General features: G+C 41.4%; 19 protein-coding genes. 5 read left to right on the top strand and 14 right to left on the bottom strand.

The annotated features are described in order from the left end of the window. Positions 1 to 26: 26 nt before the first annotated feature. On the bottom strand, positions 27 to 158 hold the full coding sequence (locus tag FTV52_RS14705) for a hypothetical protein (RefSeq protein WP_256732322.1): 132 nt from the start codon (positions 156 to 158) through the stop codon (positions 27 to 29). Positions 159 to 209: 51 nt separating this feature from the next. Between FTV52_RS14705 and FTV52_RS06870 the strand changes: the two genes are divergently transcribed. Together FTV52_RS06870 and epmA are read left to right on the top strand one after the other, a co-directional pair. Then, positions 210 to 1,277 carry a 4-phosphoerythronate dehydrogenase gene (locus tag FTV52_RS06870; RefSeq protein ID WP_179990326.1) on the top strand — a complete coding sequence of 356 codons (1,068 nt, stop codon included), beginning with the start codon at positions 210 to 212 and terminating at the stop codon, positions 1,275 to 1,277. Then, positions 1,274 to 2,254, top strand: a complete 981-nt coding sequence (epmA, locus tag FTV52_RS06865; protein WP_167846121.1) for an EF-P lysine aminoacylase EpmA — start codon at positions 1,274 to 1,276, stop codon at positions 2,252 to 2,254. Before FTV52_RS06870 ends, epmA begins: the two co-directional genes overlap by 4 nt. A 170-nt stretch (positions 2,255 to 2,424) precedes the next feature. Here epmA and FTV52_RS06860 read toward each other — a convergent pair whose 3' ends face one another. The 6 genes from FTV52_RS06860 to ahcY all read right to left on the bottom strand — a co-directional run bounded on the left by FTV52_RS06860 (position 2,425) and on the right by ahcY (position 12,395). Then, the gene (locus FTV52_RS06860; protein WP_004972751.1) at positions 2,425 to 3,660 is read right to left on the bottom strand and encodes a multifunctional CCA addition/repair protein; all 1,236 of its coding nucleotides are present in this window, start codon (positions 3,658 to 3,660) and stop codon (positions 2,425 to 2,427) included. Between the two features lie 90 nt (positions 3,661 to 3,750). Beyond that, positions 3,751 to 6,030 (bottom strand): NADP-dependent malic enzyme, encoded by a 2,280-nt coding sequence (locus FTV52_RS06855; protein ID WP_179990325.1) that lies wholly within the window; start codon positions 6,028 to 6,030, stop codon positions 3,751 to 3,753. 139 nt (positions 6,031 to 6,169) lie between these two features. Then, complete coding sequence (locus FTV52_RS06850) at positions 6,170 to 9,046, bottom strand: bifunctional diguanylate cyclase/phosphodiesterase (protein ID WP_179990323.1); 2,877 nt, start codon at positions 9,044 to 9,046, stop codon at positions 6,170 to 6,172. Between the two features lie 188 nt (positions 9,047 to 9,234). Further along, the gene (locus FTV52_RS06845) at positions 9,235 to 9,951 is read right to left on the bottom strand and encodes a 16S rRNA (uracil(1498)-N(3))-methyltransferase (protein WP_179990321.1); all 717 of its coding nucleotides are present in this window, start codon (positions 9,949 to 9,951) and stop codon (positions 9,235 to 9,237) included. Between the two features lie 41 nt (positions 9,952 to 9,992). Beyond that, entirely contained in the window at positions 9,993 to 10,829 is an 837-nt protein-coding gene (metF, locus tag FTV52_RS06840; RefSeq protein WP_004972760.1) for a methylenetetrahydrofolate reductase [NAD(P)H], read from the bottom strand. 183 nt (positions 10,830 to 11,012) lie between these two features. After that, positions 11,013 to 12,395 (bottom strand): adenosylhomocysteinase, encoded by a 1,383-nt coding sequence (ahcY, locus tag FTV52_RS06835; protein ID WP_004972762.1) that lies wholly within the window; start codon positions 12,393 to 12,395, stop codon positions 11,013 to 11,015. Between the two features lie 220 nt (positions 12,396 to 12,615). On the opposite strand from ahcY, the gene FTV52_RS06830 reads away from it, so the two are divergent. Then, positions 12,616 to 13,122 (top strand): cysteine peptidase family C39 domain-containing protein, encoded by a 507-nt coding sequence (locus FTV52_RS06830; protein WP_096902396.1) that lies wholly within the window; start codon positions 12,616 to 12,618, stop codon positions 13,120 to 13,122. A 90-nt stretch (positions 13,123 to 13,212) separates the two neighbouring features. Here the strand turns inward: FTV52_RS06830 and FTV52_RS06825 are convergent, their stop codons facing one another. Next, positions 13,213 to 13,725, bottom strand: coding sequence for a tetratricopeptide repeat protein (locus FTV52_RS06825; RefSeq protein WP_131261573.1), 513 nt, complete (start codon positions 13,723 to 13,725; stop codon positions 13,213 to 13,215). 206 nt (positions 13,726 to 13,931) lie between these two features. Between FTV52_RS06825 and FTV52_RS06820 the strand changes: the two genes are divergently transcribed. Then, positions 13,932 to 14,192: a hypothetical protein gene (locus tag FTV52_RS06820; RefSeq protein ID WP_004972768.1), complete on the top strand. Its 261-nt coding sequence runs from the start codon at positions 13,932 to 13,934 to the stop codon at positions 14,190 to 14,192. Between the two features lie 77 nt (positions 14,193 to 14,269). On the opposite strand, the gene FTV52_RS06815 is transcribed toward FTV52_RS06820, so the two are convergent. Beyond that, positions 14,270 to 14,656, bottom strand: coding sequence for a carboxymuconolactone decarboxylase family protein (locus tag FTV52_RS06815; protein WP_004972770.1), 387 nt, complete (start codon positions 14,654 to 14,656; stop codon positions 14,270 to 14,272). Positions 14,657 to 14,867: 211 nt separating this feature from the next. After that, positions 14,868 to 15,881: a lipoyl synthase gene (lipA, locus tag FTV52_RS06810; protein WP_179990319.1), complete on the bottom strand. Its 1,014-nt coding sequence runs from the start codon at positions 15,879 to 15,881 to the stop codon at positions 14,868 to 14,870. 287 nt (positions 15,882 to 16,168) lie between these two features. Here lipA and sthA point away from each other — a divergent pair, with 287 nt between their 5' ends. Continuing rightward, the gene (gene sthA, locus FTV52_RS06805; protein WP_042068765.1) at positions 16,169 to 17,584 is read left to right on the top strand and encodes a Si-specific NAD(P)(+) transhydrogenase; all 1,416 of its coding nucleotides are present in this window, start codon (positions 16,169 to 16,171) and stop codon (positions 17,582 to 17,584) included. Positions 17,585 to 17,715: 131 nt separating this feature from the next. Here the strand turns inward: sthA and FTV52_RS06800 are convergent, their stop codons facing one another. The 4 genes from FTV52_RS06800 to FTV52_RS06790 form a co-directional block, all read right to left on the bottom strand. Next, entirely contained in the window at positions 17,716 to 18,141 is a 426-nt protein-coding gene (locus tag FTV52_RS06800) for a VOC family protein (RefSeq protein WP_179990317.1), read from the bottom strand. 67 nt (positions 18,142 to 18,208) lie between these two features. Next, on the bottom strand, positions 18,209 to 18,343 hold the full coding sequence (locus tag FTV52_RS14700; protein WP_019836563.1) for a hypothetical protein: 135 nt from the start codon (positions 18,341 to 18,343) through the stop codon (positions 18,209 to 18,211). Next, positions 18,336 to 19,547, bottom strand: a complete 1,212-nt coding sequence (locus tag FTV52_RS06795; protein ID WP_136144687.1) for an MFS transporter — start codon at positions 19,545 to 19,547, stop codon at positions 18,336 to 18,338. Before FTV52_RS06795 ends, FTV52_RS14700 begins: the two co-directional genes overlap by 8 nt. A 241-nt stretch (positions 19,548 to 19,788) precedes the next feature. After that, positions 19,789 to 20,841, bottom strand: a complete 1,053-nt coding sequence (locus FTV52_RS06790) for an OmpW family protein (RefSeq protein ID WP_179990315.1) — start codon at positions 20,839 to 20,841, stop codon at positions 19,789 to 19,791. Positions 20,842 to 20,856: the final 15 nt, after the last annotated feature.

Below are 20,856 nucleotides of genomic sequence, written 5' to 3'. Positions count from 1 at the left end.
GATTTAACTCGCTTAATCTATAGCAGTCAGCCACCTTCGGGTGGCTGATTTTTTTGCTGTGAATATGCAACTTTTATATAGACGTGCATGTTTCCACCTAAATGAATCGTCGGCTTGCTGTTCAACAATTCTGCATTAATCTCAACAATCATAGTCATCCTAGACAACTCAAGCTATCATAAACAAGCAAACACACATGGGATGGCGTTATGAAAATCATTGCAGATGAAAATCTGGCATATACCGATTATTTCTTTGCAGATTTGGCAGAAATAGAGCACAAGGCTGGACGCTGTCTAACGCATCAAGATGTGCAAGATGCTGATGCGCTGCTAGTTCGTTCCGTCACCCAAGTGAATGCAGCATTGATTCAACAGACCGCGCTTCAATTTATTGGCAGCGCGACCATTGGCACAGACCACCTTGATATCCCAGCCATCGAGCAGCAGGGCATTGCATGGTCAAATGCGGCAGGTTGTAATGCGCAGGCGGTGAGTGAGTATGTGATTACCGCATTGCTTCATCTCGAGCCTGAATTACTACATGCCAATCAAAACTTTAAACTTGGCATTATTGGACTGGGCAATGTCGGCTCGCGCTTGGTCAAAATGGCACAATTATTAGGTTGGGATGTCATCGCATACGATCCATTTGTGCAGTTGCCCAATGTGCAGCAATGTGACTTAGATGCACTATTACAACAGGCAGATGCAATTTCCATTCATGTGCCATTAACAGAAACTGGTGAACATCCTACTCATCATTTAATTAATGCAGCGCGTTTGGCATGTATGAAGCCTCAAGCCATTCTGATTAATTCAGCGCGTGGGCCAGTGGTAGAAGAAGCGGCTTTAATGCAGGATATTCAACATACTCAGCGTTTAGTGGTATTAGATGTTTTTGAATATGAACCTGAAATCTCTGCAGAATTATTAGATTTGCTTGCTTTGGCAACCCCGCATATTGCAGGGTATAGCCTAGAAGGCAAGGCACGCGGCACACAAATGATTTATCAGGCTTTTTGTGAAAATTTTGGTTTAGATGCCACAAAACAATTTGAAACTCAATTGCCAAGCTGCGCGCAATATTTCAAAACCCAAGATTTGAAAAATAGTCTGCATGCACATTTAAGTCAAATTTATGATATTGCACAGGATGATGCCAATTTACGTGCCTGTGTCAAAGCGGGCAAAGTTGAGCAGCAGGCTTTTGATCATTTAAGAAAAACCTATCCTCTGCGTCGTGAATGGGCAGCACACGGAGGCCCGCAAGCATGAGTTCAAATCTCCAATATCAACCAACTTGCGACTTAAACAGCATGCGCGCACGTGCACAATTGTATGCACAAATACGCCATTTTTTTGCGGAACGTGAAGTACTTGAAGTTGAAACGCCAATTTTGTCACAGGCAGGAGTGACAGATGTGCATTTGGCTTCAGTGCAAGCACAGCGCCATGTGCAGGGCAAATTGCATACGCACTATTTACAGACCTCACCTGAATTTGCCATGAAGCGTTTATTGGCCAGTGGTAGTGGTGCTATTTATCAAATTTGCAAAGTCTTTCGTGATGATGAGCATGGACGTAAACACAACAGCGAATTTACCATGTTGGAATGGTATCGTCCCGAATTTAGCCTGAAAGAGCTTATGTTTGAGGTGACAGATTTACTTAATCTGACGTTAAAACAACGCTTTGGCGAAGTACGTCCAACAGTGTTGAGTTATAAACACGCATTTATGGATCGTTTGGATTTAAATCCTTTACAGGCAAGTCTGCAACAATTGAAAGACTGCTGTCATCGTGTGGGTTTGCATCTGGATTTGGGTGATGACCGTCTAGGCTACATCGACCTATTGTTTTCACATTTTGTAGAACCAAGTTTGGGCTTTGATGCTCCTGTATTTTTAACCGATTTTCCACCTGAATTAGCATCTTTGGCTAAAACCAGAACAGATGATGATGGGGAATTGGTCGCAGCCCGTTTTGAGCTATATATCGAAGGTTTAGAGCTTGCCAATGCCTATGATGAATTGATTGATGCTACTGTGCTGCGTTCTCGTTTTGAAGCCGATAATGCAGAACGCGCACAACTTGGTTTACATGTGATGCCAATTGATGAATATTTATTGGCTGCGTTGCCGAACATGCCTGAATGTTCAGGTATCGCCTTGGGCATAGATCGCTTATTGATGATTGCAACTGAGCAGATGCGTTTAGAGCAAGTGATTAGCTTTCCTGCGCAGCTTGCCTAAAAGCAAAAGACAGTTTCTTATTTCAAGAAGGATTTATTTGAGCTAAAAAGCCGTAGCTTCTATATTTTAGAAGATTACGGCTTTTCGATCAGAAATTTAGGCTGACTTAAATAGGTTAAGAATGATAGATCAAAGAACGCATGTAATGACGTTCTATAGACTTAAATAGCCTAAGCAGTAGCAGCCAAGTGACGTGCCTTTAATTGCTCAATCGCTTTAATGCGTCGTTCAATCAGCATTTCACCAATATCGGGGCCTTGGACATCGGCAGGTAAGTCTTGCGCCTTAATGCTGCGTACCACTTGAATCGCTTCCAAAATATAGCTCGCTTGCGGATAGTCACGATCTTCCAAACCTAAACGCCCACGAGAGTCACATTCACAGGCTTGTACAAAGGCTTCTACACGCTCAGGACGACGCAAGACATCCAAACGCTGTAATAAGCGCCATAACGTGCCAGGCTTTAAGCTCAATGCTTGGTGGCATTTTAAATGCTCTTTACATACAGCAAGTGCAAGTTGTTTGGTATTGGTCGGTACGCGCAGGCGTTCACACACTTCCGTTACAGGTCGAATCCCACGTTCTTCATGCATAATGTGCCGTGGTAATTCATCGGCAGGGGTCAAGGCCTTGCCTAAATCATGCAATAACACTGCAAAGCGTACATCGAGTGAGTAATTGGCACGACAGGCTTGTTGTAGTGACATCATGGTGTGCACACCACTGTCAATTTCAGGGTGATATTCAGGACGCTGTGGAATACCGAATAAAGCATCTAATTCAGGAAATAAAACTTTTAAAGCACCACAGGCACGCAATGTTTCAAAATAAACATCGGCACGTGCTTCCATTAAGGCACGTGAAGTTTCTTTCCATACGCGTTCAGGTGTCAGCGCATGTAACTCACCAGATTCTGCCAACTCTTGCATTAATAACAAGGTTTCAGGTGCAACCACAAAGCCTAAAGCATGATAACGTGCTGCAAAACGAGCAATACGCAGCACCCGTAACGGGTCTTCTACAAAAGCATTGGAAACATGGCGCAGCACTTTATTGCACAGATCTTGCTGTCCACCGTAAGGGTCGTAGACATTGCCATCACTATCCATTGCCATGGCGTTAATGGTTAAATCACGACGGATTAAATCTTCTTCTAAGGTCACGCTTGGGTCGGTATGAAATTCAAAACCGTGATAACCGTGTCCAGATTTGCGCTCAGTGCGAGCAAGTGCATATTCATCTTTGGTTTCAGGATGAAGAAAAACAGGGAAGTCTTTGCCCACAGGTTGAAAGCCTTGAGCCAAAAGTTGTTCGGGCGTTGCGCCAACGACAACATAATCTTTTTCGTGATAGGGATGCCCGAGTAAGTGATCTCGAACTGCACCGCCTACTAAATAAACTTGCATGAAAAAACCTCTATTCTTCAAGCAATCATGCTACAGAATAGAGGTTTTCTCAAGTCTATAATTCTGAGTCAGTCACTCAGAAATATAGGTTTATGCTTTAACTTGTGCTGTTTGTTGAATTTCAGCAACAGTGAGGGCAGTCATATTCACAACACGACGTGTCGTTGCAGTCGGAGTCAAAATATGTACAGGTTTTGCTGCACCTAACAAGATAGGGCCAATCGTAACATTGTTACCTGAAGTCGATTTCAACAAGTTAAATGAAATATTGGCAGCATCTAAGTTCGGCATAATCAACAAGTTTGCAGAACCTTTGAAGCGTGAGTTCGGGAAAGCAAAATGACGGATATTTTCGTCTAATGCTGCATCACCGTGCATTTCACCTTCAACTTCAAGCTCAGGTGCAATCTCACTCAAGATTTCAAAGACTTTACGCATTTTTTGTGCGCTAGAGTCTTGTTGGTCAGAACCAAAACTTGAGTGAGAAAGTAGAGCAACGCGTGGTGTCATACCAAAACGGCGTACTTCTTCAGCCGCTAAAAGTGTCATTTCAGCCAACTGTTCAGCAGTTGGGTTTGTGTTGACATAAGTGTCGGCAATGAACAAGTTGCGATCTTCAAGCATCAATGCGTTAAGGGTAAAGAAGTTAGTACGACCTTCTTTTAGACCAATCACATTTTTTACGAAATCAAGGTGAATGTCGTAGCTTGAATAAGTACCACATAACATACCATCGGCTAAACCATGCTTCACTAACATTGCTGCAATGAGGGTAGAGCGACGACGTGCTTCACGCTGCGCGTATTCAGGTGTAACGCCTTTACGCTGCATGATGGTGTAGTAATCATCTGCAAATTTTTCGTAGTTAGGGTTGTTTTCCTGGTCTACTATTTCCATATTCACGCCATGTTCAAGACGTAAACCTAACTTTTTGATGTTCGCTTCAATTACTGAGGTACGACCTACAAGGATTGGTTTAGCCAAGCCTTCATCCACTGCAATTTGTACTGCGCGAAGGACGCGTAAGTCTTCACCTTCTGCATAAGCAATACGTTTAGGATCATTTTTTGCTTGAGCAAAAATAGGCTTCATCATAAATGCCGAGTTATATACAAACTCAGACAAACGCTGACGGTATGCAGAGAAGTCTTGAATTGGACGACTTGCTACACCTGAATCCATTGCTGCCTGAGCAACTGCAGGTGCAATTTCAAGAATTAAACGCTGATCAAGTGGGCGTGGAATTAAATAGTCACGACCAAATGATGCAGATTTTTCACCATAAGTTGCTGCATCTGCTTCAATGTGTGCCATGCGTGCAATTGCGTGTACACAAGCAATTTTCATTTCTTCGTTGATGGTAGTTGCGCCAACATCTAATGCACCACGGAAAATATACGGGAAGCAAAGTGCGTTGTTAACTTGGTTCGGATAATCCGAACGACCTGTTGCCATAATCACATCTGGACGTACTTCATGCGCATGTTCAGGCAAGATTTCTGGGTCTGGGTTAGCCAAAGCAAAGATAATTGGATTTTCAGCCATTTCTTTGACCATAGCTTTGGTCAAGATACCCGCTGCAGAAAGACCAAGGAACATATCCGCACCGCTAATTACATCAGCAAGTTGCGTTCCTTCAATGTCTTGCATATAGCGTTTTTTCGAGTCATCCAAACCTTCACGTTTGGTGGTGATTAGACCACGCGAATCCGCAACAATGATATTTTCTTTTTTCGCGCCCAATGCACATAACAGGTCTAAACAAGACAGTGCGGCTGCACCTGCACCTGAAGCAACGATTTTGATTTCTTCAATTTTCTTGCCGTTAAGTAACAAGGCATTGAGTAGGGCAGAACCTACAATGATTGACGTACCGTGTTGGTCATCGTGGAACACAGGAATATTCATGCGTTCACGAAGTTTTTGCTCAATGTAGAAACATTCTGGCGCCTTGATGTCTTCAAGGTTGATACCACCAAAAGTTGGTTCTAATGCTGCAACAATATCTACAATTTTGTCTGGATCATTTTCAGCAATTTCGATGTCAAATACATCGACACCAGCAAACTTTTTAAAGAGTACGCCTTTACCTTCCATCACAGGTTTAGACGCCAAAGGACCGATATTACCTAAACCTAATACTGCTGTACCGTTACTAACGACAGCAACCAAGTTACCGCGAGCGGTATAAAGTGCAGCTGTTGAAGGATCACGTTCAATCTCTAAACATGGTGCTGCGACACCTGGTGAGTAAGCGAGCGCTAAGTCACGTTGGTTGACCAGCTGCTTACTTGGAGTAACGCTGATTTTTCCTGGTGTTGGAAATTCGTGATAGTAAAGTGCCTGCTGTTTTAATGATTGATCGTCCATCTGAATCTCGTGTGTGACAAGTTGGCCAGCGATGCTGGTGGTTTTTTTATGAATCTTATCGAATATACCATTACTTGCCCCCTTAGCACAGACGTCACTGTTTATTTTTAGAACAAACTTAGAGCTTTTGGGTCTAGTTTCAGATTAAGGAGCGATAAGCGCGCGATACTAAATTGGCTTTTAGAAATTGGGTCGCTTCACTTTCAGGCAAAGGCCTAGAGAATAAATACCCCTGCGCAATATCACAATTTAAATTCTGCAAATATTGCAGTTGTTGCTCAGTTTCAATCCCTTCAGCCACCACACTCATGCCCATGGCTTTGCCCATAGCAATCATGGCACTAACAATGGCTTCTTGTTTGGTATTCCCAATTTTAGAAACAAAGCTACGGTCTATTTTTAAACTGTCAATTGGGAAGTCTGTTAAGTAAGAAAGTGAAGAATAGCCTGTACCAAAATCATCTAAGGCGATATGAATATCACGTTGTTTAATTTCATCTAATAAAGACTTCACGGTTGTGGAGTTTTCCACTAAAGAGGATTCGGTAATTTCTAATTCTAAGCTTGCACCTGAAATTTGATAGGTATTAATCGCATCATCTAAATCTTGCAGCAATTGACCACGTTGCAGTTGTTGTGCAACTACATTAACCGATACTTGGATATGATCAAAACCTAACAGATTCCATTCACGAATTTGCTTGGCAGTTTGTTGAATTACAACCCGACCAATATCGGAAATTAAACTGGTTTGTTCCGCAATAGGAATAAATAGGTTCGGTGGAATAATGCCTTTGGTTGGATGTTTCCAGCGCACCAATGCTTCAAACCCAACTACCTGATAATTATGGAAATCAATTTTAGGTTGATAATATACAATTAATTCATCATTTTTAATGGCTTGGCGTAATTCACGCTCTAAATGCACATCTTGTTCTAGCAGTTTGGTGTTGTCTAAAGCGTAATATTTAACGGTATTACCACCCAAACGCTTGGCTTCAGACAAGGCTTGTTCTGCACAATTATTCAGATAATCCAGCTGGCGTCCATGTTCAGGATAGAGGGAAACCCCCATCGACAGGGTAATAATATGTTCTTGTCCCTGCACATTAAACGGCAAATTAAAGGCTTTGGCGATGCGTTCACAGTGCTGCTGTATAGAAGGGCGAATATGAGAAATTTCATACACAATTGCAAAATCATCGCCATTTAAGTGCGCGACAAACAGCGCTTCGGCATTGGTGATGCGTAAACGCTGCGCCACTTGACGGAGTAATTCATCGCCACCATTATTGCTTAAATATTCATTTAAAGGTCTGAAACGGTCAATATTGAGTCGAATGACCGCCAATTGCTGCAATGAATCTTGCTGCGAAATAAGATATTGATGTAGTTGATAATTATAGTAAAAGCGATTAGGCAAGTCGGTCAGTGGGTCGTAATTTTCTAAATAGGATAGACGCTGTTCTTGTAATTTATGTTCGGTTAAATCAGACACAATCCCAATATAATTAATAATGCGGTTTTGCTCATCTTTGACTGCATTGATATGCAAACGAACTTCTAATTCTTTTCCTGAGCGGAATTTTATACTCTTTTCAGTATGATATTCACCCTTGTTGAGCAATTGTTGAACAATTTCCTCTTGTGTCATGCGTGGATTTGCTTTGTTGGATTTGACTAAATCAAACAGATATTTGCCTAAAATATGGTCGCGTTTAAATCCGCTCATTTGAGCATAGAATGGGTTGGCTTCAATATAACGTAAGTTTTCATCTAAAATAAAAATACCTTCGGCTGCCTGTTCAAGTACGCTGGCAGTGAGTTTTAAGCGCTCTTGTCCAATTCGTTCTTGGTGAATGTCACGGCGAATCCCCACCATGCGCAAAGGTTTATTGGTGACAGGATCACGCTCAATCACCCGACCAATATCATGCACCCAATACCATTGACCTGAACTATGTTGTACGCGATATGTGGCTTGATAGCGTTCAGTTAGACCCCGTAAATGTTGTTTCATGGTTTGGTGAAAGTGCGGAATATCATCAGGGTGAATCAGTTGCTGTAATTTATTCCGATGCTGTTTGGTATTCTCTAAACGAGTTTGCTGTGCGCCACTACCAAAGACAATACTGCGTTGCCGTATATTCCAGTCCCATGCTTTTAGACCTGCGGCTTCATGCGCTAAAATTAAACTATGTTGTTGATTGATTAAATCTTGGTGCGTTTGTTCTAAGTCAAAGGTACGTTCTCTTACTTTTTGTTCTAGCATTTGATTGTTAAATTGCAGTTGAAGTTCAATATCTTTGGACTTGTTCATTTCAACTTGTAATTGTTGGCAGAGTTGATCTGTCCAGCCGACTTGTTGCTCTGCGGCTTTTTTGAGTTGGTCGTTCTTAAAATAGACGCTCGATAAACGACGATGCATGTGCATTGAAGTATTGGCACAAATCAGTAAGGTAATTAAGGCAAAATTTGTCGCGAGAAAAAAGAAAGCGGAAGTTTCGGAGTGAACTAAAAACTGTGCGACAATATAGGGTGTAATCACTGGAATGAATACCCAGCAAAAATAACTCAAGCGCTGCGTTAAAAAGGTGAGGGCAAAGGTTTGACTCACAATAATTAATAAGGCCGCTAAAATAATCGCTTCATAGTTGCTCAGTTCAGGGTTTTGCTGAGGTAAAAAGTAATACAGTAAACTTACCCCAACCGCGATTGCTGTTCCGATCAAGAAACACACCAATTTTAACCAACGATGTGCTTGTTGGAGTTGATATTGTCCCACTTTAAAGTGAATTGCTGTGAGCAGTAAACACGAACCAATGGTCAGTTCAGTGAGAATAAACCAGATATTGAAGTAAGGTGATGAATGTGAGAAAGAAATTTGATAAATAAAAAACACATACAGGCAAACAATCAGGATGCTGACCAAAAAGAATCGAATAAGCCGAATGGTATTGGTGATTTGCGCAGCATCTAAGTATTGCTGCAACAATTCATCTTGAGCGTCTGACATACTTCCCCAAAATCTAGTTAAATGATTCCAACATTTATATTTTCTTAAATAACATCACGTTCATGCATAAAATATTGCTGTTTTGTGTTTAAATTTTATGCAAATTTTTTAATATATTGTTCGAGATTAATCCTGTACTTTATAAATTGCAATGTTATTGGCAATCGATTTCTGTAAAAACGGATAAATTACTCAGCCAAGCGATAATTTAAGATAGCTAAAGCAACCACAGGGGCGGTTTCAGTGCGTAATACCCGAGAGCCAATACACCAGTTTTGAAAGCCAACGGCATTGGCAGCACTAATTTCTGCTTCGCTTAAACCACCTTCAGGCCCAATTAATAAAGCTAAATCTTTACTGGCATTGTTTAGTACATCTGCTTGATCTTTATTCGGTGCTAACACTAGTTTGGTGGCAGGAAGGTCGCTATTCAGCCAGTCCTCTAAACGTAGTGGGGCTAAAATTTTCGGTACGATATTCATGCCACATTGTTCACAGGCTGCAATGGCAATGCTTTGCCAATAATCTAATTTTTTTTGATCGCGGTCATATTTTAAGCGCATTTCACAGCGTTCAGAGGTGAGCAACTGAATGTTAGTCACGCCAAGCTCTACCGCTTTTTGAATCGCATAATCCATACGATCGCCTTTGCTCATTACTTGTCCTAATAAGGCGCTAAAGCTTGGGATGCGATTGTCTGGATTAAAACTTTTAATCTGCACTTGCGCTGTTTTTTTGGTAACTTCAACCAGTTCCACTTCATATTCACCACCTTGCCCATTGAACAAGGTGGCGGTTTCACCGACTTGTGCGCGTAGTACTTTCACCCAGTGATGAAATACTGTTTCAGTCAGTTCAACTTGCGTATCTACTGCTAATTCAGCCTCAATATAAAAACGGGGCATAGGGATTACTCGTTCAAGTCAATAAATATGAAAAATACAGCTTAAGCCAAACCAAGATCTGTCACTAATTGACGAGTCGGTTCGGTGTTGTTCATGGTGTAAAAATGCAAACTTGGTGCACCACCTGCAATCAGGCGTTCGCACAGTTTAATAATCACTTCATGACCAAAGGCTTTGATTGAAGCTGTGTCATCACCATAGGTTGCTAATTGCTTACGAATCCAGCGTGGAATTTCTGCACCTGTACCATCTGCAAAGCGAATTAAATTGCTGGCATTGGTAATCGGCATAATGCCAGGCGCAACAGGAATATTCACCCCTTGCTTTTGAATACGTTCTACAAAGTAAAAGTACGCATCTGGATTAAAAAAGAACTGGGTGATGGCAGCATTGGCACCAGCATTTACTTTGGTGACAAAGTTTTTAATGTCTTGATCAAAGTGGTCTGCTTGTGGATGCATTTCAGGATAAGCCGCAACTTCAATGTGAAAATGATCACCTGAATGTTCACGAATAAAACGCACCAAGTCAGACGCATACGGCAATTCGCCTAAACCAACTTGACCTGAAGGTAAATCACCACGCAAAGCCACAATGCGGTCAATGCCTTGTGCTTTATAAATATCAAGCAATTCAGCAATACGCGCTTTGTCATCACCAATACAAGACAGGTGCGGCGCTACAGGTGTGCCTTTGCCATTGAAGTCGCTAATGGTCGATAAAGTACGTTCACGAGTAGAACCACCTGCACCATAAGTGATAGAAAAAAACTCTGGATTTAAAAGTTGTAATTCTTGATGCACAACTTTGAGTTTTTCTGCACCTACATCGGTTTTAGATGGGAAAAATTCAAATGAAATAGGAACTTGTTTGGTCATGATTAAATCCTTGTTATAAATACTTATTTATATTTTTTCACCTCTCCTAAATCCTCTCTTGCGCTGGGTTTAAAAGCAGTGCTTTAAACTTGCTCAGGAGAGGACTTACCCTCGAATACATTCATTAAACAATGAATCATTCCCTCTCCCTATGAGAGAGGGTTAGGGAGAAGGATTAAAAACTTAGTATTTATAAGCATCCGATTTAAACGGACCTTCAACAGCTACACCTAAGTAGTCCGCTTGTACTTGAGTCAATTGTGTTAATACACCACCAAAACCAGCAACCATTGCAGCAGCAACTTCTTCGTCTAGTTTTTTCGGTAAGATTTCAACACGAATTGCCGCTTGTTTTTGATCGGCAGGAAGATCGGCAAATTTCTCTGCAAATAAGTGCATTTGTGCCAATACTTGGTTAGCAAATGAACCATCCATAATACGTGATGGGTGACCTGTTGCGTTACCCAAGTTCACTAAACGACCTTCAGAAAGCAAGATTAAATAATCGTTTTCGTTTTCTGAACGATACACTTGGTGTACTTGTGGCTTCACTTCAACCCACTTATAACCACGTAAGTAGTTGGTGTCGATTTCAGTATCGAAGTGACCAATGTTGCATACAACAGCGCCTGCTTTAAGTGTATCTAGCATTGCTGCGTCACACACGTGATAGTTACCTGTTGTAGTCACAATCAAGTCAGTATTTTCTAAAAGCTCTAGGTTCACGTCTGCTTTATTGCCTGTTTGTACGCCATTCTTGTACGGAGATACAACTTCGTAACCATCCATACATGCTTGCATTGCACAAATTGGGTCAATTTCAGAAACACGAACAATCATGCCTTCTTGACGTAAAGATTGTGCAGAACCTTTACCTACATCACCATAACCAATAACCAATGCACGACGACCAGACAATAACATGTCTGTACCACGTTTAATCGCATCGTTGAGTGAGTGACGGCAACCGTATTTATTGTCGTTTTTAGATTTAGTCACAGAGTCGTTGACGTTAATTGCAGGCACTTTTAAAGAACCATCTTTCCACATTTCAATTAGACGTTGTACGCCCGTAGTGGTTTCTTCAGTAATACCGTGAATGCGCTCTAATAATGCAGGATATTTCTCGTGAACAAGTGCAGTTAAGTCACCGCCATCGTCCAAAATCATGTTGGCATCCCATGGTGTGCCATTTACATTAATTTGTTGTTCAAGACACCATACATATTCTTCTTCAGTTTCGCCTTTCCAAGCAAAAACAGGCACACCTGAAGCAGCAATTGCTGCAGCAGCGTGGTCTTGAGTAGAGAAAATGTTACAAGAAGTCCAACGAACTTCTGCGCCCAATTCAACTAGCGTTTCAATTAAAACAGCAGTTTGAATGGTCATGTGGATACAGCCGAGAATTTTCGCGCCTGCAAGAGGTTTTGCAGCTGAGTAGCGCTTACGCAAACCCATAAGGGCTGGCATTTCTGCTTCTGCAAGTTTGATTTCTTTACGACCAAAATCAGCTAGTGTGATATCGGCAACTTTATAATCTGTAAATGAAGCATTAACCGCGTTCATCACGATCTCCTTATAAAAAACAATTGATCATTCAGTTCGCGGATGCCGTTTCTTGCATAGCAAACGCATTGCTATGCTGGTCGAGCCTGGCGATTTTACATTTCGTGCCTGTAAAACGTCGCAGCATCCCTCGACTAGCGCGATATTGTACTTGGAAATTGATTCAGTTCCAATCATGTTTTGTTTATTATCACTACAAACATATTTTTGAGATTGAATGATGGCTTTAGAGCTTCCTCAAGAGTTGGCAAATTTAGAAGCCAACGGCGGGATTTACGCAGTGTGGATGTTGCTACGACACTTAGGAATTGATGCCGATATTCAACAATTGATTGAAGTGTGTGGTTATACGCCAGAGCAGGGCACAACCACAATTGGCTTGGCTGTTGGACTGAAAAAGTTTGGCTTTAATGTGCAGTTTTATACTGACCCTGACCCAGATTTACAAGATGCAGAAAAGTTAAGTTATGCCGAAGCTAAACAGCTTAAATTGCCTGTATTGGCGGCAATCGGCTATCAGCAAATTCAGCACGCATTTGATGAAAATAAATTTATAATTGTCTATTACGACACTTTAGAAGGCGTGGGCAATCACTCATTGCTATATTCAATTGATGATGCTGAAATTTGTTTCTTTGACAGTTTTGAGCCGATGCCTGCGGCTGTGTTTGAACAACAGCGTCAGCAAGAGGGCATTTGCAGACAAGTAATTGTGGTCGAAGTCTAAGTGTTATTCAAAGTCTAAGCTTTATTCAATGACGATTCGAGTCATGCAAAAAATTGTCTAGCCCATCAATTGATTGGCTAGACAAAGGGATTACTCCGCTGCGTCTGCTTTTTGTGTCCAATATTCAGCTTTATTTTCGTCAGCATCTACACCCAAAGCATTTGCATAAATAAAAGCAAGGTCTCGCATGGCTTGTACTTCGCCCAATTCTGCTGCTTGCTGTACCAATGCCACAGAGCGAGCGACATCTTGTTCAACCACATCACCACGACGGTAGTAGCCTGCCAACTCTAAAATAGCGGCAGGGTGTTGTGCATCACTGGCTTTTTTGAGCCAGACAAAAGCATCTTCAAAATGTTGTTTGGCATCTTCAGGGTCATCTTCTAGAACATCTTTGGCATATACGGTATAGCCTTCACCAAGCCAATACATGGCTTCGATATGTCCGTTTGCGGCAGCTTTGAGCGCCCATTGTTCGGCAAGTTCAATATCTTCATTAAAATCGCTTTGCATATACAGCACCGCCACTTCAAATTGGGCATCGGCTTGTCCTGCAATGGCGCGGTTCATTAGCGCAGGGGAGATTGAAACAGATTCTGACATAATGTCATCCAGCAAAATTACAACATAAGATTGTGCGATAGCCTAAAAGGTCTGCTGGGAAAAAGCCATCTTCGGTGTGATTTTTTTTAAAAAATTAGGGTTAATTGATCATGCGTTTATGCAGACAATAACAAAAAATCACTTGAGCCATATCGTCAAGTTTCAATATGCTGAATGTTAAACATGGTCATAATGAGAACAATAAGATGGCAAATTTTTTAACTGCTGAACAAGCAAAAGTTTATTCAGATCATGCCAAGCTAGATATTGAATTATATAAGCAGCGTTTGGCGTCTTTAATCGAAGAGAATGCCAAGCAGGGCAATACCGCAGTTTTTACTGTGCTGCCAAAACATTTACCTTTAGAAGATATTCGAAATTTATCGGCACAGCTGACTGATTTGGGTTATCAGGTGCGCTTTGAGTTAAATGAGTTCTTTTATAGCTTTAATGTGTATTGGATTTAAAACTCAACTCTACCGACATTTCACCAAATAGTTTTAGTGAAATGTCGAGCGTTTATATTTTTTGATTTAGATTGCGTTTAAGTATTTGCAGTATGTTCTGCCAAAACTTCCAAAGCTGCGCGAAAAGCTTCCTGAGTTGCAGGTGCGCCACAATAAGGCAAGCTGTGTAACAAGACTTCCTGAATTTCTTCGACACTTGCCCCGTTATTTAGCGCACCACGAATATGTCCTTTAAGCTCTGTCGGGCTTTTTAAAGCAGTTAAAAAGGCGATAGTAATTAAGGAACGATATTTGCGTGGTAACACACCTTCACGTTGCCAAGTTGAACCCCATGCATGTTCATTAATCCAGTCCTGCAAAGGTTGGGTAAATGGTACAGTGTTGTCCTGTGCGCGTTTTACAAAGCTTTCGCCCATGACTTCAGTGCGAACTTTTAAGCCATTGTCATAGTCTTGTTGTGACATTTTACTATCCCTGTTTTATTGTTTGAGCTCGGTGTATAGATTAAGTGCATAGATTAACAATTTATGGCGATGACACCATGCGCACTTGGTCGTAGACCATCAAAAAATATTCACATCTATCTATTTTTAATATATCCACAAGGTATAAAAAAACCCGAACATAAAGTCGGGGCTGTTTTAGCTTTATCGCAAATTTTGAAATAAGCGAGTGTTAAGCTTCAATGGTTTGCACGCTAATTTTTTTAGCAGGGTCGGCTTTACGACGTACTGTTGGTACAGGTTCACCATAATATTGACGGTCTGCAAAATAACTTGAACGTACCATTGGCGCAGCCCAAATATTTTTAAAACCTAACTTTTGACCATGCGCTGTATAACGCTCAAATTCTTCAGGTGTTACAAAGCGGTCAATTGGCGAATGTTCTTTAGATGGCTGTAAATATTGACCAATGGTCACATAATCTACATCGTGCGCTTTAAGATCATCTAACAGTGCAATAACTTCTTCTTCAGATTCTCCAATACCTACCATCAAACCGCATTTGGTTGGAATATCTGGGCAATATTCTTTAAACATTTTCAGCAAGTTCAAAGAGTGCTGATAGTCTGAACCCGGACGCATGGCTTTATATAAGCGTGGCACAGTTTCAATGTTGTGGTTAAAAACATCTGGCGGACATTCGGTCATAATGCGTAGTGCAATATCCATACGACCACGGAAGTCTGGTACCAAAATTTCTAACAACGTATTTGGGCTTAAAGAGCGGGCTTCTTTAATACAATCGACAAAATGTTGTGCACCACCATCTAACAAGTCATCACGGTCTACAGAGGTGATCACGGCATATTTTAAGCCTAAGTTGGCAATGGTTTCTGCCATGTGACGAGGTTCTTCAGGATCTAGTGCATTTGGACGACCATGCGCAACATCACAGAACGGGCAGCGACGGGTACAAATATCACCCATGATCATAAAGGTTGCTGTACCACCACCAAAGCATTCTGGAAGGTTTGGACAAGCGGCTTCTTCACAAACGGTGTGCAATTTTTGCTGACGCAAAGTGGTTTTAATACGTTGAACTTCTTCTGGTGCCGTCATTTTGACCCGAATCCAGTCAGGTTTACGAGGCGTTTCAACCGTAGGAACAACTTTTACAGGAATACGTGCGACTTTTTCAGCACCACGAAGTTTGACACCCTGTTCTGGTTTACGGTTTGCAGACATATTCAACTTTTCCACTGTTTTTGAAAGGGGAGAGATTTAGTGTAGGCTAGATTTTACGTGAAATAGAGTCTGATTAAACCGAATCTAAGTGCAAAAGTAAAATGTCACCTTAACTTCATCATAAGACGGTTATTATAACGAAATTGTGCTTAAATTGGGTAAAAACGATATTCATATAAAAAATGTGGTTATCACGTAATATATGCACAGTAAATACAGAAAATTCAAAAGATTTACGTCATAATATAGCCCATTGAAAAGACAGATTTAAAGAAAAGGAGCGTTGAATGCCACGTAAAAAAGAGGTCGTTAGTGGAACTTTCGTGAAGTACGATGCGGTTGTTCTCGGTTCAGGCCCTGCGGGTGAAGGCGCGGCAATGAAACTTGCCAAATCTGGTAAGCGTGTTGCGATTGTAGATGTTCGTGAGCAGCTTGGCGGTAACTGTACCCATGTGGGTACCATTCCAAGTAAAGCATTGCGTCAGACAGTGTCGAATATTATCCGTTATCGCCGTGACCCAATGTTTAAAAAAATGGGCGATTGGCGTCAGTTCACCATGAAGCAAGTGTTGCAAAGTGCGCATAAAGTTATTCAGCAGCAAGTTGAAACGCACTCTCGCTTTTATGACCGTAATGAAATTGCGATTTATCATGGTCGTGCTTATATCCAAGATAAAAATACGGTCTTGGTATTTGGTGCAGATGGCATTAAAGAAACCATTATGTGTCAGCAAATTGTGATTGCGACAGGTAGCCGTCCATATCGTCCAGAAATGTTGGATTTCAACCATCCACGTGTATTTGATTCAGACAAAATTTTGGATTTGGATTTCTCGATTCAAAAAATTATTATTTATGGCGCGGGTGTGATTGGTTGTGAATATGCATCCATCTTCATTGGTTTAGATCATAAAGTTGATTTGATTAATACTCAGCACAAATTGCTCAGCTATTTGGATGATGAAATTTCAGATGCCTTGTCATATCACTTGCGTGCGCAAGGGGTGCTGATTCGCCACAATGAGCAAATTGATCATTTAGAAACTTTTGATGATCACGTGGTTTTATATTTGCAAAGTGGCAAGAAAATCAAAGCTGATGCGATTTTGTGGTGTAACGGACGTTCAGGTAATACCGATGGTTTAGGTTTAGAAAACGTAGAACTTAAACCAAACAGCCGTGGTCAATTAACGGTGAATGATCAATATCAAACCGAAGTAGAGAATATTTATGCTGCGGGCGATGTGATTGGTTGGCCTTCGTTGGCATCTGCTGCCTATGACCAAGGTCGTTGCGCGGGTGCAAATATGAGCGGCGAAGAAAATGTTGCGCCTGTGACCGATATTCCAACAGGTATTTATACCATTCCAGAAATTTCTTCGATTGGTAAAACTGAACAGGAATTGACGGAAGAAAAAATTCCTTATGAAGTTGGTCAGGCATCTTTCCGTCATTTGGCACGTGCGCAAATTACGGGTGATACAGTGGGTGAATTGAAGATTTTATTCCACCGTGACACTTTAGAAGTATTGGGCGTGCATTGCTTTGGTAATAATGCGGCAGAAATTATCCACATTGGTCAGGCGGTGATGAACAGCCCGAACAATACCATTAAGTATTTTGTGGAAACCACATTCAACTATCCAACCATGGCGGAAGCGTATCGTGTGGCGACCTTGAATGGGATGAATCGTTTGTTTTAAGTGATTCTGCTGACTGTAAAATAGAAAATTTAAAACACCCCATAAGATCATTCTTGTGGGGTATTTTTTTATTGACTTGCTGTAAGGAAATTTATGCATTGAGGGAAAGTTGATTTGTGGAACATTGAGCGTTAAATATCAATTATGACTGATGCCGCACTGCGTGGCGCTTCGCCATGAAAGACAGCTTCAATATTGTTACCATCAGGATCAAGTACATAAGCTGCATAATAACCAGGATGATAAGCACGTTCATTAGGTTTGCCATTGCACTTGCCGCCATGTGCCAATGCTGCAAGATAGAAAGCATTGACCATTTCACGATTTTTAGCTTGAAAGGCGAGATGATGACGCCCAGTGAGTATGCCTTGTGCGGCAGGACTTTTTACTGAGGAGATAAAAAGTTCATCTGCCCAAAAGTGATCATTGGCTGTTCCCATAACTGGAATATCCAACACTGCCAAGATGGCGGTATAAAATGCTCGACTTGCTTCAAGGTCACTCACCACAAGATGAATATGGTCAATCAGTCTTCCACGATGCAATTGAATCTGCATAAGACGCTCCATGTCTAAAGCGGAATTTTGAATAGCAAAATAGACTTAATATTTTAGAGATTGGGTTTTAATGCGCACAAAACGCCTGATTAAAATATTCAAACAGTTGTGGCGTTTGCATCCATAAAAAAATCGACAAGCCAAAAAGGGCAGTGATTGCGAGTGTGAGCAATACTTTAAAATTCAATAAAGAATTAATCATGAATGACGTGCTCCTCATCTACCCAAAAATGTACCAAGACCGCAAACGCACTTAAAGCAATAGAAACAATCCAGATAACATTATAGTTACCTGTCAGGTCGTGATTTAAACCGCCAAGCCATCCACCAAAAAAAGAGCCGACTTGGTGTGTGAAAAACACAATGCCACTGAGCATGGTCAGGTATTTAATTCCAAACATATTTGCCACAATACCATTGGTTAAAGGCACTGTAGATAACCACAATAAGCCCATAATGATCCCGAATGCATAAATTGTCCAGATGCTTAAAGGCAGGATTAAAAAGACGATAATGGCAATACCGCGTAGTCCGTAAAGCCACATCAGCAAGTGCGGTTTCGAATAGCGACCGCCTAACCAACCTGCGGTATAGGTGCCTACAATATTAAATAAACCCACGAGTGCTAGAAAAACTGTGCCTGTGGTTGCATTAAAGCCATGATCGATTAAGTAGCTAGGTAAGTGAATCCCGATAAACACCACTTGAAAACCACAGACAAAAAAGCCCAAAGCTAAAAACCAAAAGGGTTTATGGTTTTTGGCAATCACCAAAACTTGTTTAAAGCCTAAAGCGGGTTGGCTGACTGAACTTGCATTAGGGTTTTGATACATGGGTGCTTTGAGCATCCATGCCAAAGGAACAATCAAGACAATTAAAATCGCACTGACAATTAATGCGCCCGACCAACCTACACTTTGTAATAACAATAAGGTCGATGGCAACATGATAAATTGCCCAAACGAGCCTGCAGCACTGGCAATACCCATTGCAAGGCTACGCTTTTCTGGAGGAGCAGCGCGACCTACTGCAGAAAGTAGCACAGGGAAAGAGGTTGCAGAAAGTGCCAAACCTAAAATTAAACCCACACTTAAATTTAGCAATAAGCCTGTCGAGCTGACGGCCATGAGCAATAAGCCGAGTGCATACAGTGCGCCACCAACTGCAACTACAATTTTACTACCGTATTTGTCTGCAAAAGCACCTGTGATGGGTTGGACTGCACCCCAAATTAGGTTTTGCATGGCAATGGCTAAACTAAAGACATTATGTCCCCAGCCAAATTCATGGCTCATAGGCACCAAATACAAACCAAATGCATGCCGAACCCCAAGCGATAATGCCAAAATAATGGCACTTCCAATTAACATATAAATTAGAGGTTTGGAAAATTGAGCATTCGACATAAGGCATCCACGTATGGCTAACAGCTTGTTATGGTAGTCGATTCAGCCGCAGATCGCGATAAAATAAAATTCATCAAATGATAAAATTTGGTTATAGATATTAGTTTGAATATTCTAAGCAAAAAATGATCATGAGCTACAAGCCAAATGGATATTGAAAAATCCTTCTCCCTGTGGGAGAAGGATTAAGTGAAGGGGATTATCGTCTTAAATAGGACTGATCAAAGACTGCTATTAATGCTTAAAAACGCATACCAAAACCTGCATAGGCAATCACTGGATTCACTTCAATATCTGCTTTAGAGTGAATTAATTCGCCGTGTTTGGCATCGGTCACCGTAATGGTGGTTTCATTTTTAAGGTGTGCATAAGATAGTGAGCCAACTGCAAACCATTTTTCATTGAAGTCATAGGTAAAACCTACAGTCGCAACTGGCGCAAACGCATCGGTCGCATCTAACTCAACTTTAGGATTGGCTGCACTTGGTGTGCCTTCTAAAGATGCGCCCGCTTTTCCTTCTTTAATATTGGCAATCATGTGACCCGCAGCAATCAAGTGCTGCTCAGTACGTGGATTAATTTCTAACTCATTGAAATAGGCATACATCAAACCGACGCCAACATAGGGGCGGAACTTATTTACGCCTGTTTTGCCAAAGTGATATTGAAACTCAAATGCAGGTGTCCATGCTCGGGCAGAAGCAGCAGGGCCATGTGCTGCTAAATCGGTAATGAGAATATCATTTTGTAATTCTAGCTCACCCAACGCACCGCCTAATGGACGTGCAATTGCGGAGAAGGGAGCATAAATTTTCCCTTTGCCTTGCAAATCAACTTTAGGTGGAATACCGCCTTTAACTTCAAAGGAAATATTATCGGTAAAGAAATAGTTGCTGATAATACCCAGTGTGGTGACATCATCTGCTTCTAAACCTGTGCCGGGATTATCCCATTGCTCCAAACCTGAAATTGTGGCTTGTCCACTCATGTTGGCAGGTACGGTAGGCAGTAAATTTAATGCTCCGCTTAATAATACGGGTGGCTCAAAACCGTCACGTAAATTATCTCTTACAGTTTGAGATTGAACCTCACCGACATCCGCTGTGTAGCCATTGTGGATGGCTGTATTGACCCGAAAAGGTTGTGCTTTACCTTGTGGCATAACGTGCAGCGCACCTACCGAAACAGAAAAGCGTTTAAAACCATCACCATCTTTTAAACTAAAATAAGGTGAGTTGGCATAACTGATGACTGGCAAACTACTCAGTGCCAAACAGCATAGTGTTTTTTTCATTGTGGAACTCCATGT

This window comes from Acinetobacter sp. YH1901141 (assembly GCF_013416935.1).
GTDB lineage: Bacteria > Pseudomonadota > Gammaproteobacteria > Pseudomonadales > Moraxellaceae > Acinetobacter > Acinetobacter towneri.
This window is presented reverse-complemented; position numbering and strand designations above follow the sequence as displayed.

What these genes read in the sequence shown, in the direction of transcription:
- lipA (WP_179990319.1), bottom strand. Translation starts at nt 15,881, where the DNA reads ATGTCTGCAAACCGTAAACCAGAACAGGGTGTCAAACTTCGTGGTGCT.
- metF (WP_004972760.1), bottom strand. Translation starts at nt 10,829, where the DNA reads ATGACCAAACAAGTTCCTATTTCATTTGAATTTTTCCCATCTAAAACC.
- FTV52_RS06850 (WP_179990323.1), bottom strand. Translation starts at nt 9,046, where the DNA reads ATGTCAGACGCTCAAGATGAATTGTTGCAGCAATACTTAGATGCTGCG.
- FTV52_RS06790 (WP_179990315.1), bottom strand. Translation starts at nt 20,841, where the DNA reads ATGAAAAAAACACTATGCTGTTTGGCACTGAGTAGTTTGCCAGTCATC.
- sthA (WP_042068765.1), top strand. Translation starts at nt 16,169, where the DNA reads ATGCCACGTAAAAAAGAGGTCGTTAGTGGAACTTTCGTGAAGTACGAT.
- FTV52_RS06845 (WP_179990321.1), bottom strand. Translation starts at nt 9,951, where the DNA reads ATGCCCCGTTTTTATATTGAGGCTGAATTAGCAGTAGATACGCAAGTT.
- FTV52_RS06815 (WP_004972770.1), bottom strand. Translation starts at nt 14,656, where the DNA reads ATGTCACAACAAGACTATGACAATGGCTTAAAAGTTCGCACTGAAGTC.
- FTV52_RS06855 (WP_179990325.1), bottom strand. Translation starts at nt 6,030, where the DNA reads ATGGACGATCAATCATTAAAACAGCAGGCACTTTACTATCACGAATTT.
- FTV52_RS06830 (WP_096902396.1), top strand. Translation starts at nt 12,616, where the DNA reads ATGGCTTTAGAGCTTCCTCAAGAGTTGGCAAATTTAGAAGCCAACGGC.
- FTV52_RS06795 (WP_136144687.1), bottom strand. Translation starts at nt 19,547, where the DNA reads ATGTCGAATGCTCAATTTTCCAAACCTCTAATTTATATGTTAATTGGA.
- FTV52_RS06860 (WP_004972751.1), bottom strand. Translation starts at nt 3,660, where the DNA reads ATGCAAGTTTATTTAGTAGGCGGTGCAGTTCGAGATCACTTACTCGGG.
- FTV52_RS06800 (WP_179990317.1), bottom strand. Translation starts at nt 18,141, where the DNA reads ATGCAGATTCAATTGCATCGTGGAAGACTGATTGACCATATTCATCTT.
- FTV52_RS14705 (WP_256732322.1), bottom strand. Translation starts at nt 158, where the DNA reads ATGACTATGATTGTTGAGATTAATGCAGAATTGTTGAACAGCAAGCCG.
- FTV52_RS06870 (WP_179990326.1), top strand. Translation starts at nt 210, where the DNA reads ATGAAAATCATTGCAGATGAAAATCTGGCATATACCGATTATTTCTTT.
- ahcY (WP_004972762.1), bottom strand. Translation starts at nt 12,395, where the DNA reads ATGAACGCGGTTAATGCTTCATTTACAGATTATAAAGTTGCCGATATC.
- epmA (WP_167846121.1), top strand. Translation starts at nt 1,274, where the DNA reads ATGAGTTCAAATCTCCAATATCAACCAACTTGCGACTTAAACAGCATG.
- FTV52_RS06825 (WP_131261573.1), bottom strand. Translation starts at nt 13,725, where the DNA reads ATGTCAGAATCTGTTTCAATCTCCCCTGCGCTAATGAACCGCGCCATT.
- FTV52_RS06820 (WP_004972768.1), top strand. Translation starts at nt 13,932, where the DNA reads ATGGCAAATTTTTTAACTGCTGAACAAGCAAAAGTTTATTCAGATCAT.
- FTV52_RS14700 (WP_019836563.1), bottom strand. Translation starts at nt 18,343, where the DNA reads ATGATTAATTCTTTATTGAATTTTAAAGTATTGCTCACACTCGCAATC.